Genomic DNA, 15,604 nt, shown 5'->3' with positions numbered 1-15,604 from the left:
GGGCCGATTTTTCGTGATAACAGCAGCAATGAAAGGCGGCACCCTTCCGTGAAGTTCAGAGTCGAACGGGATGTCCTGGCAGAAGCCGTGACATGGGCCGCCCGGTCGTTGTCTCCGCGGCCGCCGGTTCCCGTACTTTCAGGTCTGCTGCTCAAGGCTGAAGCGGGCACCGTCAGCCTCTCGAGCTTCGACTACGAGACCTCCGCGAGGCTTGAAATCGCCGCTGATATCACCGCTGAGGGCACTATCCTGGTCTCCGGACGCCTGCTTGCAGACATCTGCCGCAGCCTGCCGTCCGCACCCGTGGAGGTAGAGACCGACGGTAGTAAAGTCACTCTGAGCTGCCGCCGGAGCAGCTTCCACCTCGCCACCATGCCGGAAGCCGAATACCCGCCGCTCCCGGCGCTGCCCCCGATCAGCGGCACAGTGCCGGGCGATTCCTTCGCCCAGGCCGTCGCCCAGGTGATCATCGCCGCCAGCAAGGACGACACTCTTCCCATCCTCACCGGCGTCCGGATGGAAATCGAAGACGATCTCATCACATTGCTGGCAACGGACCGTTACCGTCTCGCCATGCGCGAGTTGCCCTGGAAACCGGTCACTCCCGGAGTTTCCACCAGTGCCCTGGTCAAGGCCAAGACCCTGAACGAAGTCGCTAAAACTCTCGGCAGCAGTGGTGATATCCACCTTGCCCTCGCCGACGACGACAGCCGTCTCATCGGTTTCGAGAGCGGCGGCCGCACCACAACGTCTCTCCTGGTCGACGGCGACTACCCAAAGATCCGCTCGCTGTTTCCGGATGCCACCCCAATCCATGCGGCCGTGCAAACCTCGGAACTCGTCGAAGCTGTCCGCCGTGTCTCGCTTGTGGCCGAACGCAACACCCCCGTCCGTCTTGCATTCACCCAAGGCCAGCTGCACCTCGACGCCGGAACCGGTGAGGATGCGCAGGCGTCGGAGGAACTCGAGGCCCAGCTCACCGGTGATGACATCACCGTCGCATTCAACCCGCACTACCTGATCGAAGGCCTAAGCGTCATCGAAACCAAGTTTGTGCGCTTCTCGTTCACATCCGCTCCCAAACCAGCCATGCTGACAGCCCAGCATGACGCCGACGGAGAAGACCAGGGCGACTACCGCTACCTCGTTATGCCGGTACGGCTGCCCAACTAGCTTGCGTCGGGGGCCGTTCTTGAGCCTCAAATCGGCCCCTGCTTCGAGTCATTTGGGTGGCATTCCATCTGAAACCCCCAGCGCAGAAGAGAGTTCATACCGTGCACATCGGACTGATCGGCCTTGGCAAAATGGGTTTCAACATGCGCGAACGGCTGCGCTTGGGCGGAATCGACGTCACCGGCTTTGACCGCAATCCCGAGGTCACCGATGTGGGGAGCCTCGCGGAACTGATCGCCGTCGTCCCGGCGCCCCGCCTGATCTGGGTCATGGTTCCGTCCGGTGACATCACCGACTCCGTGATCACCGAACTCGGCGAAGCGCTCGACGCCGGCGACCTGGTGATTGACGGCGGCAACTCCCGCTACACCGAGGACCAGAAACACGGCGCGGCCCTGGCCGAAAAGGGTATCAGGTTCGCTGACTGCGGTGTCTCCGGCGGAGTCTGGGGCCTCCGGAACGGCTACGGCCTGATGGCCGGCGGCGACGCGGCGGACATCGAGCAGGCCCTGCCCGTCTTCGATGTGCTCCGGCCCGAAGGTGACCGCGCCGACAGCTTCGTCCATGTCGGCGGCATCGGCGCCGGCCACTACGCCAAGATGGTCCACAACGGGATCGAATACGGCCTGATGCAGGCCTACGCCGAAGGCTATGAGCTCCTGGCCGCAAAGGACATCGTCACCGATCTGCCCGGAACGTTCCGGGCCTGGCAAAAAGGAACCGTTGTTCGGTCCTGGCTGCTGGACCTTATGGTCAAGGCCCTCGACGAGGATCCCGGCCTGGCATCCATCGACGATTACGTCGAGGATTCCGGTGAAGGACGCTGGACGGTGGAGGAAGCGATAGCCAATGCGGTTCCCGCACCGGCCATTACCGCCGCCTTGTTTGCCCGTTTTTCCTCCCGCGAAGACAACTCGCCGGCCATGAAGATGGTCTCCGCGCTGCGCCATCAGTTCGGTGGACATGCCACGCGTCCGGCCAAATAGTCGTGCCCTGAAATCCTGAACCCGGCGTGTATCTAGAACAACTCTCACTCACCGACTTCCGCAGCTATGCCCAGGTGGACCTCAGCCTGGCGCCCGGGGTCACAGTCCTCGTGGGATCCAACGGCATTGGCAAGACCAATCTGATCGAAGCGGTGGGCTACCTCGCGACGCTCAGCTCGCACCGGGTCAGTTCCGATGCCCCGCTGTTGCGTTTCGGCACCGAACGGGCCCTGATCCGGGCCAAACTGGTCCGCGGGGAGCAAGCGACCGTGCTCGAACTCGAAATCAACAGCACGCGCGCCAACCGTGCACGGATCAACCGCAGCAACCCGGTCCGGGCCCGGGACATCCTCGGAATCTGCCAGACGGTGCTGTTTGCGCCGGAAGACCTGGCGCTGGTGAAGGGCGATCCTTCCAGCCGCCGTCGTTTCCTCGATGAACTCCTGGTCAGCCTCATTCCGCGGCATGCCGCGACCCGCGGCGACTATGATCGCGTGCTGAAACAACGCAATGCGTTGCTCAAATCGGCGAGGGCCGGAAAATTTACCGCCGGCCACGAAGCGACGCTTGATGTCTGGGACCAGCACATGGCCCGGGCCGGCGCGGAGCTGCTGAATGCGCGGCTTGAACTGGTCGAAAGGCTCCGGCCGCACCTGAAGAGCGCATATGTGCAGCTAACCGACGGATCCAAAGAGGCCGGTGCCATCTACCGGTCAACGCTGCAGGATGTGCTGGACGACGACGGCGCCGCGGCCGCTTTCGGGACCTCCGCCGGCGAACCGGCCGGGCAGGAGGATCTGGGCCGGCTCTCGGTCGACGAACTCACGGACCGCTACGTCCATGCCTTCGCGGCGTCACGCCGCAAGGAAGTGGAACGGGGAATTTCGCTGGTGGGACCGCACCGCGATGAACTCGAACTGGTGCTGGGGACGGCACCGGCCAAGGGCTATGCCTCACACGGCGAAACCTGGTCCATCTGCCTGTCCCTGCGGCTGGCCTCGTATTACGTGATGTTGGATGATGCGCGCACCGGCGGGTCCGCGCCGATCCTGATCCTGGACGACGTTTTTGCAGAACTCGACGTCCAGCGGCGGCGTAAACTGGCCGCAATAGTATCCGGCGCCGAGCAGGTGCTGGTGACTGCCGCCGTCGAGGACGATATCCCGGCGGAACTGGCCGGGCGGCGGGTAAAGGTCATCCCGGGAGGAATCGATGAGCCGGAATCTCGATGAATAAGGATACCGACGGCGGACTCCAGCCGGGACGGGACCCGGACGACATCGACGCCGCGCAGTCGGCGCTGAATAGAATGCGCGCAGCCGCCGCGTCCCGGGGTGAGATCCGGCGAAAGGCCCCGCCGCGTCCCGGAGCCGGTCCGCTGAAAACCGGCCGGACATCGGCGGGAAACCGGGGATTCGGCCAATTCCACGGCACCGGCCGTGATCCGCTGGGACTCGGGAAAGTCGTGGGCCGTCTCATTGCGGAGCGCGGCTGGACGTCACCGGTGGCAGTCGGATCCGTTATGGCGGAGTGGGCCACCCTGGTCGGCCCGGAGATCTCCGCGCACTGCACCCCGGAGAGTTTCACCGACACCACCCTGCATGTACGTTGCGATTCCACCGCCTGGGCAACCCAACTGCGCCTGCTCAGCATCAGCCTCCTGGAGAAGTTCCGGGTGGAACTCGGCGATGGCGTCGTCACCAAGATCCATGTGCTGGGACCGGCGGCGCCGAGCTGGCGGAAGGGGGCCCGGACGGTCAACGGACGCGGTCCCCGGGACACCTACGGATAACCGGACGGGTACCCGCGGGGCGCGGGATGTGAAGCACTCCTTGCAAAACTCTTGAAAAATCGACAAACGGCGTGTAGGGCGCTTAGACATCGCCGGGCCGTATAGGCACCCTAGGTCAGGACCCCTGGGGCCTTGTAGGCGGAGCCTATGCCCTCCCAGTGGCACTTTCCCCGCCGATTGAGGGCCATGGATGCGGGTTTCGACCAGCTGACACGGTAGAATTGCGGTTGATAACTGGGCGCCGGTGAAACGTTGACTGAGTCCGTTTCCGACGCAATACCCGCGTGCGGTAGACGGTTTCTCGAGCATTACAGCCGGTGCAGCCAGTGACGTGCCTGTTGGCAGAAGCCCTTCCCTGCGGGGAGAGGCAACGGCCGGCCTTCAACGAATACAGAGGAGTCGACAGCGCCTGTGGCTAACGACAATGCAGAAATCCCGGCAACGGAACCCCTAGCGGAAGAAGCGGTGACGGCGGACGCGACGGCGGAGACCGATACACGTCATGGCTACGGTGCGAGCGACATCACGGTTCTTGAGGGCCTTGAAGCTGTCCGCAAACGGCCGGGCATGTACATCGGTTCCACCGGGCCCCGCGGTCTGCACCACCTTGTCTACGAGGTGGTGGACAACTCGGTCGATGAGGCGTTGGCCGGCTACTGCACACACATCGAAATCGTATTGCGGGCCGACGGCGGCGTCACAGTCGTCGACAATGGCCGCGGCATCCCTGTTGATATGCACCCGACCGAGCACAAGCCAACGGTGGAAGTCGTGATGACGATTTTGCACGCGGGCGGGAAGTTTGGCGGCGGCGGCTACGCCGTTTCCGGCGGCCTGCACGGCGTGGGTATTTCCGTGGTTAACGCGCTGTCCAGCCGCGTCGACACCGTGGTCCGGCGCCAGGGCCACGTGTGGGGGATGTCCTTCGCCGACGGCGGCAAGCCCCAGGGCGGACTGGTCAAGGGTGAGGAAACCGAGGAGACCGGAACCACGCAGACTTTTTACCCCGATGACAGCATCTTCGAGAGCACGGAATTTGATTTCGAGACGCTGCGCGCCCGGTTCCAGCAGATGGCGTTCCTGAACAAGGGCCTGCGCATCACGCTGACGGATGAGCGCCGCGCCCCGGAAGAACCGTCCGAGGACGACGACCTGGATCTGGACAGCGTTCCCACCGAAGGCGAAGTCCCCGCCGAGTTCCACACGGTGGTCTACCAGTACGACGACGGTCTGCTGGACTATGTGAAGCACCTGAACTCCGGTAAGAAGGTCGACGTGGTCCACGAGGACGTCATCGCTTTCGAAACCGAGGACACCGAGCGCCACATCGCCCTGGAAATGGCGATGCAGTGGACCAACGCTTACTCCGAGAGCGTCCACACGTACGCCAACACCATCAACACCCACGAGGGCGGTACCCACGAAGAGGGTTTCCGCGCCGCGATGACCTCGCTCATCAACCGCTATGCGCGGGAGAAGAGCATCATCAAGGAAAAAGACGACAACCTCACCGGGGACGACATCCGCGAAGGCCTGACAGCCGTTATCTCGGTCAAGCTGGCCGAGCCGCAGTTCGAAGGCCAGACCAAGACCAAGCTCGGCAACTCCGAGGTCAAGGGTTTCGTGCAGCGCGTCGTCACCGACGGGCTCGGCGACTGGCTGGAACGCAACCCCGGCCCGGCCCGTGATGTGATCCGCAAAGCCATTTCCGCGGCGCAGGCGCGTATGGCTGCCCGCAAGGCACGCGACAATGCGCGCCGCAAGAGCCCGCTGGAATCCTTTGGCATGCCCGGCAAACTCTCGGACTGTTCCTCAAAGGATCCTGCCAGGTGCGAGGTCTACCTCGTGGAGGGCGATTCCGCCGGCGGTTCCGCCAAGCGTGGGCGTAACCCGGAGACCCAGGCCATCCTGCCTCTGCGCGGCAAGATCCTGAACGTGGAGCGTGCCCGGCTGGACAAGGCACTGGGCAACACCGAGGTCCAGTCGATGATCACCGCGTTCGGTACCGGTATCGGTGAGGACTTCGATCTGGCCAAGCTCCGGTATCACAAAATCGTTCTGATGGCCGACGCCGACGTCGACGGCCAGCACATCACAACGCTGCTGATGACGCTGCTGTTCCGCTACATGCGGCCGCTGATTGAGAACGGCTATGTGTACCTCGCCCAGCCGCCGCTCTACCGGATCAAATGGTCAAATGCCCCCCACGACTACGTGTACAGCGACCGCCAACGAGACGCAAAGCTGCTTTCCGGCCAGGCCGCAGGGCGCCGCATTCCCAAGGACAACGGCATCCAGCGCTACAAGGGTCTTGGCGAAATGGACTACACGGAACTCTGGGACACCACCATGGACCCGGATCACCGCACCCTGCTTCAGGTCACCATGGACGACGCCCTGGCGGCGGACCAGACGTTTTCCACGCTCATGGGTGAGGATGTGGAAGCCCGCCGTAATTTCATTCAGCAGAACGCCAAGGACGTTCGGTTCCTCGATATTTAGCCGCCGGCAAGCAGCTTAATATTCCCGAACCGATATATACCTGAAACGGAAAATACAGACTATGAGTGACGAAACACCCGAGGTCCCGGCCAAAGCAGCCGGTCCTGATGCCGTGCTGGAAGGCACTGTTCTTGGCACCGATGTGCTGACCGACCGCGTCGAGCAGGTTGATCTGCAGACGGAAATGCAGCGCTCCTACCTTGACTACGCCATGGCGGTGATCGTGGGGCGCGCCCTGCCGGATGTCCGCGATGGCCTCAAGCCCGTCCACCGCCGGGTGCTGTACGCGATGTTCGACGGCGGCTACCGCCCGGAACGTTCCTTCAACAAATGCGCCCGTGTGGTGGGCGAGGTCATGGGCCAGTACCACCCGCACGGCGACACCGCCATCTACGATGCGCTGGTCCGTCTGATCCAGGACTGGACCATGCGCTACCCGTTGGCGCTGGGACAAGGCAACTTCGGATCACCCGGCAACGACGGCGCAGCAGCACCGCGGTACACCGAAACCAAGATGGCGCCGCTGGCCATGGAAATGGTCCGCGACATCGACGAGGAAACCGTCAATTTCCAGGACAACTACGACGGCAAAAACCAGGAACCCACCATTCTGCCCGCGCGGTTTCCCAACTTGTTGGTCAACGGTTCCTCGGGGATCGCCGTCGGGATGGCCACCAACATCCCGCCGCACAACCTCCGTGAGGTCGCTGACGGCGTGCAGTGGTACCTGGCGAACCCCACAGCCAGCCGCGAGCAGCTGCTCGAAGAGCTGATCGTGCGCATCAAGGGCCCCGATTTCCCGACCGGGGCCACCATCCTGGGCCACAAGGGCATCGAGGATGCCTACCGCACGGGCCGCGGCTCCATTACCATGCGGGCCGTCGTCAATGTGGAGGAACTCCAGGGCCGCACCTGCCTCGTGGTTACCGAGCTGCCCTATCAGGCGAACCCTGACAATCTGGCGATCAAGATCGCCGAGCTCGTCAAAGACGGCAAGATCTCTGGCATCGCGGACCTCCGCGACGAAACGTCCGGCCGGACCGGCCAACGCCTCGTGATTGTGCTCAAGCGCGATGCGGTCGCCAAGGTGGTACTGAACAACCTCTATAAGCACACCCAGCTGCAGGACAACTTCGCCGCCAACATGCTGGCGATCGTGGACGGCGTGCCCCGAACGCTGAGCCTGGATGCGTTCATCCGCCATTGGGTCACCCACCAGATGGATGTCATCGCACGCCGGACGCGCTACCGGCTGCGCAAGGCCGAGGAGGAAGCACACATCCTTCGTGCCCTGCTCAAGGCCCTCGATGCGCTGGATGAGGTCATCGCCCTGATCCGGGCCTCCAACACCACCGAGGCTGCCCGCGACGGACTGATGCAGCTCTTGGCCATCGACGAACTTCAGGCCCGCGCCATCCTGGACATGCAGCTGCGCCGCCTCGCAGCGCTGGAACGACAGAGGATCCAGGACAAGCACGCCGAACTTGAAGCTGCGATCGCGGAATACAACTCGATTCTGGCCTCCCAGGAGCGCCAGCGAGAGATCATCAGTACCGAACTGGCCGAGATCGTGGCCAAGCACGGGGATGACCGCCGCACCCGGGTGCTGCTGGGCTTCGACGGTGACATGTCGATGGAGGACCTGATCCCTGAAGAGGAAATGGTGGTCACCATCACCCGTGGCGGTTACGTCAAGCGCACCCGCAGCGACAATTACCGTTCGCAGCAGCGCGGCGGCAAGGGCATCAAGGGCGCGCAGTTGCGCGGGGACGATGTCGTGGAGCACTTCTTTGTCACCACCACGCACCACTGGCTCCTGTTCTTCACGAATCTGGGTCGCGTCTACCGGGCCAAGGCCTACGAACTCGCCGAAGCGGGACGTGATGCCAAGGGCCAGCACGTGGCCAACCTGCTGGCTTTCCAGCCCGATGAGCACATTGCCCAGGTGCTGGACCTGCGGGACTATCAGCACTCGCCATACCTCGTGCTCGCCACTAAGCGCGGCCTGGTCAAGAAGACCCGGCTGGAGGACTACGACACCAACCGTTCCGCCGGCGTGATAGCAATCAATCTGCGCGACGGCGACGAGCTCGTCTCGGCCCAGCTGGTCTCGGAAACGGACGACTTGATGCTGGTCTCACGGATGGGCCAGTCCATCCGTTTCACCGCCACCGATGAGGCCCTGCGGCCGATGGGCCGCGCGACTTCGGGTGTCACCGGGATGAAGTTCCGCGAGGACGACGAACTGCTGGCGGCCGACGTCGTGAAGGACGGCTCGTTCGTCTTCGTCGTCACCGAGGGGGGCTACGCCAAACGGACTGCCGTGGAGGAGTACCGACTTCAGGGCCGCGGCGGGCTTGGAATCAAGGTGGGCAAGTACCAGGAGGAACGCGGACACCTCGTCGGCGCCCTCATTGTCCAGGAAGAGGACGAGGTCCTGGTGGTCATGGAAGGCGGCAAGGTGGTGCGTTCATCGGTTGCCGGTGTGCCCGCCAAAGGCCGTGACACCATGGGCGTGATCTTCGCCAAACCGGACAAGAATGACCGCATCATTGAGGTGGCGCGCAACATCGAACGCGGCCTCGAGACGGACGAGTCGACCGAAGGTGATGACGCCGACGGCGGTGCCGAAAGTCAGCCCTCGGCGTCGGATGACGTAACGTTGGCTGAAGATAACGGATCGCACGAGGGGTCCGAAGCGGCAGAATCAGCACCGGCCCCGGAGTCAGATGAGTCATCGGGGGATGCCAAGCTGGACGAAGACAACACCGGAGGTAACGAGTGAGTAATTCCGACTCATATCCCAAGCCGAACAGCGGCGTTCCCGGCGGGATGCGGCAGCCCGCATCGGCACCGCGGGTGAGTGCGCCGTCGCGCCCGCAACAGCGCCCCGGCGCATCCGGCGGGCCCGTCGAATCAGGACAGCGGCCGCCGGCCCCCCGGGACCGCCCCGACCAGGGCCGTCCTGCGGTTCCCGGCCAGCGCCCGGCAGGTGCCGGGCAGCGTCCCGGCCAGAGCCGTCCGGGCCAGAGCACGGCAGGACTCATCAAACCGGCCCCCAAGGCCAAGGTGCGCCGCGCGCGCTTACTGGTGAGCAAGGTGGACCCCTGGTCCGTGCTGAAAATGTCATTCCTGCTCTCCGTTGCGCTGGGCATCGTAACCGTCGTCGCCGCGATCGTGCTCTGGACGGTCCTGGACCTGACCGGTATCTTCGACCAGGTGGACAGCCTGCTGGGGACCCTGGCGGGTTCCGAAGGTGGCGGATTCGAACTGAAGAAAGTCGCCTCGCTGGGGCAGGTGGCATCCTTTGCCACCATCATCGCCGTCATCAATGTTGTCCTGCTGACCGCCCTCTCCATGCTCTCAGCCGTGCTGTACAACATTTCCGCCACGCTTGTCGGCGGTATCGGCGTGACCCTCACGGACGACTGAAACCCGCACTTTTCCGTCGAATTCTGCGGTAAATATCCTCGATTTGAGATCGGGCCGGGATGTACTGTAAAGTCGTATCTCGGCCCGATGAGGCATCGGGGCGTATAGCTCAGGCGGTTAGAGCGCTTCGCTGATAACGAAGAGGTCCCAGGTTCAAGTCCTGGTACGCCCACGGAACCTGTACAGGTTCAGGTAGGGAATGAGTGATGGTTCAGGTCAGCCGGAACCGGAACGGGGTGCGTGTGAAGAAGTTGCTGGTTGTTGCAGCCACGATCGCAGGCGTCCTGCTCTACCGGAAAGTGCAGGAATCCGAAGCCCGGAAAGCAGTCTGGAGCCAGTCGACCGATACGGTCGACTAGTCCGGATTACCAGAACAGGGAGCTGGCGAACAGCTCTTCAAATTAGGGTATGATTACCGGGTTGCTTCTTATGGGGGCATGGCGCAATTGGTAGCGCACCTGCTTTGCAAGCAGGGGGTTCGGGGTTCGAGTCCCCGTGCCTCCACCATAGGAAAGCCCCGGACCGCGGAAACGCGGTCCGGGGCTTTTCGCATCCTGCATCGTCACGCCGGGCACCGTCCGGTCCGGAAGCGTCCACAGAGATTCCCGCCGTCCAACTACTGTTGGACCGTGACCTTCTTCCTTGCCGCCGTGGGAGTCCTCGGCGTGGCATCCTCCGGGCCTCTCATTGCCGCTACCCTCGGTGCCACCTCGGTCAGTGCCCTCGCCATCGCGTTCTGGCGCAACGCGATCGGGTCCGCCGTTATGGCCGGTCCGGTGCTGATCCGCAACCCGGGCCAGTTCGGCCGTGTCACCGGCAGGGAATTCCGCTGGTCCCTGACGGCCGCCGTCGCCCTGGCGCTTCACTTCGCCTTTTTTATCACCTCCCTGCAGCTGACGTCCGTGGCCGCAGCCACCGCCCTGGTCTGCCTGCAGTCCGGCTGGATCGCGATCTTCCAGCTGTTCCGGGGCGTCAAACACCGCTGGCCGGTCCTGGCCGGCCTAGGCATCGCCTTCGGCGGCGTCGTGGCGATCACCGGGTTCGACATGGGCACCTCGCCCGGGGCGGTCCTGGGCGACCTCCTCGCCGTCGCCGGGGGTGCCCTGGCAGGCATCTACACGCTGGCAGGGGGAAAGGTCCGGCAGACCATGAGTACAGGTGTGTACACGACGCTCTGCTACGGCATGTGCGCCGCCGTCGTCGCGGTGCTGGCGCTGTTTTCCCGGCAGCCGCTGGCAGGGTTCGACGCCGGCGGCTGGATGGGTATCCTGGCCATCACTGTCTGCGCACAGCTGATCGGTCACACAGCCTTCAACCACCTGCTGGCCACGATGAGTCCGCTGCTGGTCTCCATGATCATCCTGCTTGAGATTCCGGGCGCCGCACTGCTGGCCGCCGCGTTCCTGTCCGAGACGCTGCCGGCCGGAACCTACGCCGGGCTGGGAATGATCATGGCGGGGCTCGCCGTCGTCGTGCTGGGGCAGCGCGGTTCACGGTCTGTGAAGCGCAATGCCGCCCGGCTCGCGGAGCTGGGAACCGACTAGACTTACTGGCCGCCGCGCCGTGCTGGCTGGGCCGTGTTCACGGTGTGGAGGGCGCGCAGAAGCTTCGCGGGGAAGTAGACCGAGAAGAATACGACCATCGGGGCTTTCAACGCCATCTTCTTGACGTTGTGTGCCTTGTACGTGCGATCGAAGCGCGTCACGTAGTAACGGTAATCGCGGGGTGAATCCTCGAGGCGCCTGGCGGACATCCCGGAGACCATCTGGGGCCAGTACTGGATCCGGAGCTCATGGTCCGCGAGGTGCAGGGACAGATCGATGTCTTCATGCATCTCGTCCTTCTCGTCACGGCAGGCCTCGCCGCGGATGATCTCCCAGGCGGAGCGGCGCAGGGCCATATTGGACCCGAAGAGAAAGTGATACTGGTGCTTGGCGAGCTTGAGCATCAACTGACGCATCTTGTCGTCGGCCTTGAGTCCGAAGCGGCGCATTGGCATGTCGTAGTAGACCACCGGGCCGGTTGCGGCGTGGACAGACTCGTCGGCGAAGGCCTTTTGCACTTGTTCCACCCAGTCCGGCTCCAGTACGGAGTCGGCGTCGATCCGTCCGAGAATCTCGCCGGTGGCGTGGTCCAGGCCGAAGTTGCGGGTGGGGATCAGGCCCTGATCAGTGGCCTGGCTGAGCAGGATGATGGGACTCTCCGGGTATTCCAGCTGCATCTGCCGCACGATCGCGGCGGTGTGGTCCGTGGACATGTTGTCCACCACGATGATCTCGTGGGCCGGAACGGACTGATACACGGCCGCGATCAGGCACTGCCGGATGACACTTTCCTCGTTATATGCCGGGACGACAATGGATACAGCCGGTGGCAACACAGCAGGGTGTAAGGCATCCTCGGGGGATCTAACGGGTGACATCCCCATCAATTTAGCACCTGCCCCACAATCCACGGCCGGTGCCCTGCCTTTCTGGCGGGAAAGATCCTCAGGAGGATCATGCAAAGTCGGGAGGATCTCGAAAAGAGGAAGAAGCAGGATAAATCGGAAGGAGCCCACAAAAAAGGAGCCCACAAAAGAGGGAGGGACCGCGCCGGTGGCGCAATCCCTCCCTCTCCGGCGGCCTGAATGCAGCCTAGACGTTCATCTACTTGCCGTTTTTGTCCGCTTCGGTTTTGTCCACCTCGGATTTATCCGCTTCGTGGGTCAGGCTGGCGGCGATGTTCCGGACGGCGGTCTTCGCATCGGTTGCAACCTTGGCGGAGGCGGCCTTGGTATCGGCGGCGTCCGGTGCGGCATGCCTGGCCTTGTCGGCGGCCTTGTCGACAGCATCAGCTGCAGAGTCTGCGGCCTCAGCGGAAACCTTGGCGGCCTTGTCCGCTGCCGCTACAGCCGCGGTGCCCGCCTGGCCGGCGGTCTCCTTGAGGGAATCCTCGACCTCAGTGACGGTGGTGGCCGGGACCGGTGCGGGCGTTACGGGCGCCGGTGTCTTCCACGGGTCTTCGATCGGCTTGGAAGCCTTCCAGGCCGCAACACCCGCGGCAGCCGCTGCGGCGATGACGCCGAAGATCAGCAGTCCGCGGTGCCTTTTCGGCTTCTGCGGCTTGGCGATCTCGCCGCCGACGGCCTTGCCGGCCTTGTCGGCCACGCCCTTGAGCTGCTGTCCGGCGCTCTGCGCCTGCTCCTGGATATTGTGCATGACGCCTGAGTCGACGAGTTTCTGCGCGACGGCATCGACCCGGGCCGGTGTGCCTTCCAGCGTGCGGTGCACTGCTTCTGAAGCCTGGCCGATCTGATCCGAGAGCCTGGGCAGGTAGTCGACGACGACGCGGTCGCGGGCGCTGGCGATTACCGGCGCCGCCTTATCCAGGGCACCGTGAAGCCGCGGGGCCGCAGAGTCGACGACGTCGTTGATCCTCGGCGCCAGCTGGGACAGGCCGTCCTGGATGCGCGGGGTCACCGTGGCTACTCCGCCGGCCAGATTGTGGGCCGCCGATTTGAGTCCCTCCTGGATCCTGGGAGAAGCGCTATCCAGGCCATGCTGCAGACGCGGAACAGCCCAGTTGACTGCTGCCTCAACCCGCGGGGCTGCCCAGTCCTTGGCGTTCTCTACTCCGGTGCTGACTGACTGCTCCAGCTCACGGGCAATACGGTCCGTTTTCTTCACAACTACCTCCCGATTAATGTGACGCTTCTGGAGTTAGCCTACGTGTCCCAGACCTCACCCGCTATTTTTCATCCCTATTCGGGGGCGATTTCACCCAGCGCGGAACTGGCCGTCCGCCCCTGTCTGTATTGGCCCTTCATGGAAGAATAGGGCCTATGACTGCCATCGCAACTGCAAAAGCAACCATCCACACGAGCCTGGGCGACATCGTCGTCAACCTCTTCGGTAACCATGCCCCCAAGACGGTAGAAAACTTCGTCGGACTGGCCACGGGAGAGAAGGCCTGGACGCACCCGGAAACGGGCGAGGACAAGACGGGCACGCCGCTCTACAACGGCACCATCTTCCACCGCATCATCAAGGATTTCATGGTCCAGGCCGGCGATCCCCTGGGCCGCGGCGTTGGCGGACCCGGCTACAAGTTCGACGACGAGATCCACCCGGAGCTCACCTTCAACGCACCCTACAAGCTGGCTATGGCGAATGCCGGCGTTCAGATGGGCCGCGGAACCAACGGTTCCCAGTTCTTCATCACCACCATCCCCACCGGCTGGCTGCAGGGCAAGCACAGCATCTTCGGCGAGGTTATCGATGAGGACTCCAAGAAGGTCGTCGACGCCATCGAGGGCGTCCGCACCGGTATGGGCGACCGTCCGGTCGAGGACGTCACCATCAACAGCATTGACGTAGAAAAGCTCTAAGCCCGGCCCATGAGCTACGGACTTCCGGCGGCAGAGCCGTCCGCGCAGATCCCGGTGTGCCCCCGGCACCCGGACCGGCCCGCCTATGTGCGCTGCCAGCGGTGCGGGCGCCCGGCGTGCCCCGACTGCCAGCGGGCGGCCGCCGTCGGATTCCAGTGCGTTGACTGCGTCAACGAAACAAAACGTACGACGCCGGACGTCAAGACCGTCTACGGCGGGGCCGTGGCCACCGGCAAGCCCGTGGTCACCTTCGCCATCATCGCGGTGTGCGCCGTGCTCTACATGCTGCAGTGGCTGATTCCCAGCGACGGGATCTATGGGAACCTCGCCTTCGCCACCGTGTATGCCACTCCTGAGTACGGGGTGTTCGAGCCGTGGCGCATGGTCACGTCTGCGTTCCTCCATTCCCAGGGCTTCATCCTGCACATCGTCCTGAACATGTACACGCTGTGGATCTTCGGCCAGGCCCTGGAGCCCCTGCTGGGCCGGATCCGGTTCCTGGCCGTGTATATGCTCTCCGCTCTGGGCGGTTCGGTTGGGTTCCTCCTGCTGACGCCCGCCTACAGCCCCGGCCAGCCGTTGACCGGAGTGGTCGGCGCATCGGGCGCCATCTTTGGCCTCTTTGGGGCCATGCTCGTAGTCCAGCGCCATCGCGGCGGGGATACACGGCAGTTGTGGGTCCTGATCGCCATCAACGGCGCGGTCGGTTTTGTGGTACCCCAAATTGCCTGGCAGGCCCATCTTGGTGGCCTGGTTACGGGAGCCCTCTGCGCTGCCGTCATCGCCTACACTCCCCGCGGCAAGCGCCAGGGCCTGCTGCAGGCCGGCGGCCTCGTGCTCGTCCTCGCTCTGCTGGTCGCCGCCACCGCGTTCCGGATGTCCAGCGCCTAGCGGTCATATTCGCCGGTTAGTCGAAGGTCAGGCTGGGCCTTTTCGCGCCGGGGGACATGCCCATTCTTCGCCCCCAGGGAGTGGGCAGAATGGGACTATGTCCACCTGCCGGCCAGGGCGCGGGGCATGTCCTTGAGCCTGGCCACCGCGCCCGGACACCGCGCCCGGACCCCCGACGAACCGACGAAAATGCCTACTAGCGCTGCTCCGGCATGTCCTACGTTTCGCCGCCGCCGTTGCACGCCCTGCCTGGTGCGCCCCGCCCCGCCTCATCGGTCCGCTCCCGCTTCCCACGGAGCATCCCGTGAATGACGGCAAGAAGGTCACGCCCGCGGATGAGCCCGGAGGCGCCGCGAAAGTTGTCCACAGGGGTTATCCACACTGTTGGTAACTTACATCGATGTAGTTCATAGGGGCCCCCCGGATCTGACGGCCACTACTGGCGATTTTCCGCCGATA

General features: G+C 63.9%; 13 protein-coding genes and 2 tRNA genes. 13 read left to right on the top strand and 2 right to left on the bottom strand.

Annotated elements, in window-relative coordinates:
• Positions 1-48 precede the first annotated feature (48 nt).
• From dnaN to RCH07_RS08355, 11 genes are all read left to right on the top strand, one after another.
• On the top strand, positions 49-1,173 hold the full coding sequence (gene dnaN, locus RCH07_RS08405; protein ID WP_326967013.1) for a DNA polymerase III subunit beta: 1,125 nt from the start codon (positions 49-51) through the stop codon (positions 1,171-1,173).
• Between the two features lie 101 nt (positions 1,174-1,274).
• Positions 1,275-2,159: a phosphogluconate dehydrogenase (NAD(+)-dependent, decarboxylating) gene (gene gnd, locus RCH07_RS08400; RefSeq protein WP_326967012.1), complete on the top strand. Its 885-nt coding sequence runs from the start codon at positions 1,275-1,277 to the stop codon at positions 2,157-2,159.
• Positions 2,160-2,185: 26 nt separating this feature from the next.
• Entirely contained in the window at positions 2,186-3,391 is a 1,206-nt protein-coding gene (recF, locus tag RCH07_RS08395) for a DNA replication/repair protein RecF (protein ID WP_326967011.1), read from the top strand.
• Positions 3,388-3,951 (top strand): DUF721 domain-containing protein, encoded by a 564-nt coding sequence (locus tag RCH07_RS08390; RefSeq protein ID WP_326967010.1) that lies wholly within the window; start codon positions 3,388-3,390, stop codon positions 3,949-3,951. Before recF ends, RCH07_RS08390 begins: the two co-directional genes overlap by 4 nt.
• Before the next feature lie 411 nt (positions 3,952-4,362).
• The gene (gyrB, locus tag RCH07_RS08385) at positions 4,363-6,453 is read left to right on the top strand and encodes a DNA topoisomerase (ATP-hydrolyzing) subunit B (RefSeq protein ID WP_326967009.1); all 2,091 of its coding nucleotides are present in this window, start codon (positions 4,363-4,365) and stop codon (positions 6,451-6,453) included.
• Positions 6,454-6,514: 61 nt separating this feature from the next.
• Entirely contained in the window at positions 6,515-9,238 is a 2,724-nt protein-coding gene (gene gyrA, locus RCH07_RS08380; RefSeq protein WP_326967008.1) for a DNA gyrase subunit A, read from the top strand.
• On the top strand, positions 9,235-9,885 hold the full coding sequence (locus RCH07_RS08375; protein WP_326967007.1) for a DUF3566 domain-containing protein: 651 nt from the start codon (positions 9,235-9,237) through the stop codon (positions 9,883-9,885). The genes gyrA and RCH07_RS08375 overlap by 4 nt, the downstream gene beginning before the upstream one ends.
• A gap of 98 nt (positions 9,886-9,983) precedes the next feature.
• Positions 9,984-10,057 (top strand) — tRNA-Ile (locus tag RCH07_RS08370).
• A 34-nt stretch (positions 10,058-10,091) separates the two neighbouring features.
• Positions 10,092-10,244, top strand: a complete 153-nt coding sequence (locus tag RCH07_RS08365; protein WP_442784793.1) for a DLW-39 family protein — start codon at positions 10,092-10,094, stop codon at positions 10,242-10,244.
• A 72-nt stretch (positions 10,245-10,316) separates the two neighbouring features.
• Positions 10,317-10,392: transfer RNA gene (locus RCH07_RS08360), tRNA-Ala, on the top strand.
• A 122-nt stretch (positions 10,393-10,514) separates the two neighbouring features.
• Positions 10,515-11,429 carry a DMT family transporter gene (locus RCH07_RS08355; protein WP_326967006.1) on the top strand — a complete coding sequence of 305 codons (915 nt, stop codon included), beginning with the start codon at positions 10,515-10,517 and terminating at the stop codon, positions 11,427-11,429.
• Between the two features lie 2 nt (positions 11,430-11,431).
• On the opposite strand, the gene RCH07_RS08350 is transcribed toward RCH07_RS08355, so the two are convergent.
• Together RCH07_RS08350 and RCH07_RS08345 are read right to left on the bottom strand one after the other, a co-directional pair.
• Positions 11,432-12,307 carry a glycosyltransferase gene (locus RCH07_RS08350; RefSeq protein ID WP_326967005.1) on the bottom strand — a complete coding sequence of 292 codons (876 nt, stop codon included), beginning with the start codon at positions 12,305-12,307 and terminating at the stop codon, positions 11,432-11,434.
• Positions 12,308-12,533: 226 nt separating this feature from the next.
• Complete coding sequence (locus tag RCH07_RS08345; RefSeq protein WP_326967004.1) at positions 12,534-13,553, bottom strand: hypothetical protein; 1,020 nt, start codon at positions 13,551-13,553, stop codon at positions 12,534-12,536.
• Between the two features lie 155 nt (positions 13,554-13,708).
• Between RCH07_RS08345 and RCH07_RS08340 the strand changes: the two genes are divergently transcribed.
• On the top strand, positions 13,709-14,254 hold the full coding sequence (locus tag RCH07_RS08340; RefSeq protein WP_326967003.1) for a peptidylprolyl isomerase: 546 nt from the start codon (positions 13,709-13,711) through the stop codon (positions 14,252-14,254).
• A 9-nt stretch (positions 14,255-14,263) separates the two neighbouring features.
• Positions 14,264-15,145, top strand: a complete 882-nt coding sequence (locus tag RCH07_RS08335; RefSeq protein WP_326967002.1) for a rhomboid family intramembrane serine protease — start codon at positions 14,264-14,266, stop codon at positions 15,143-15,145.
• Positions 15,146-15,604 lie beyond the last annotated feature (459 nt).

Source organism: Arthrobacter sp. CG_A4 (assembly GCF_035985125.1).
GTDB lineage: Bacteria > Actinomycetota > Actinomycetes > Actinomycetales > Micrococcaceae > Arthrobacter.
Note: the sequence above shows the minus strand (reverse complement) of the source record. Positions and strands in the feature narration are given on the sequence as shown.

Excerpts from the sequence above, each read along its gene's own strand:
- RCH07_RS08390 (WP_326967010.1), top strand. The coding sequence starts at position 3,388 with ATGAATAAGGATACCGACGGCGGACTCCAGCCGGGACGGGACCCGGAC.
- gyrA (WP_326967008.1), top strand. The coding sequence starts at position 6,515 with ATGAGTGACGAAACACCCGAGGTCCCGGCCAAAGCAGCCGGTCCTGAT.
- RCH07_RS08365 (WP_442784793.1), top strand. The coding sequence starts at position 10,092 with ATGGTTCAGGTCAGCCGGAACCGGAACGGGGTGCGTGTGAAGAAGTTG.
- RCH07_RS08350 (WP_326967005.1), bottom strand. The coding sequence starts at position 12,307 with ATGTCACCCGTTAGATCCCCCGAGGATGCCTTACACCCTGCTGTGTTG.
- RCH07_RS08340 (WP_326967003.1), top strand. The coding sequence starts at position 13,709 with ATGACTGCCATCGCAACTGCAAAAGCAACCATCCACACGAGCCTGGGC.
- RCH07_RS08335 (WP_326967002.1), top strand. The coding sequence starts at position 14,264 with ATGAGCTACGGACTTCCGGCGGCAGAGCCGTCCGCGCAGATCCCGGTG.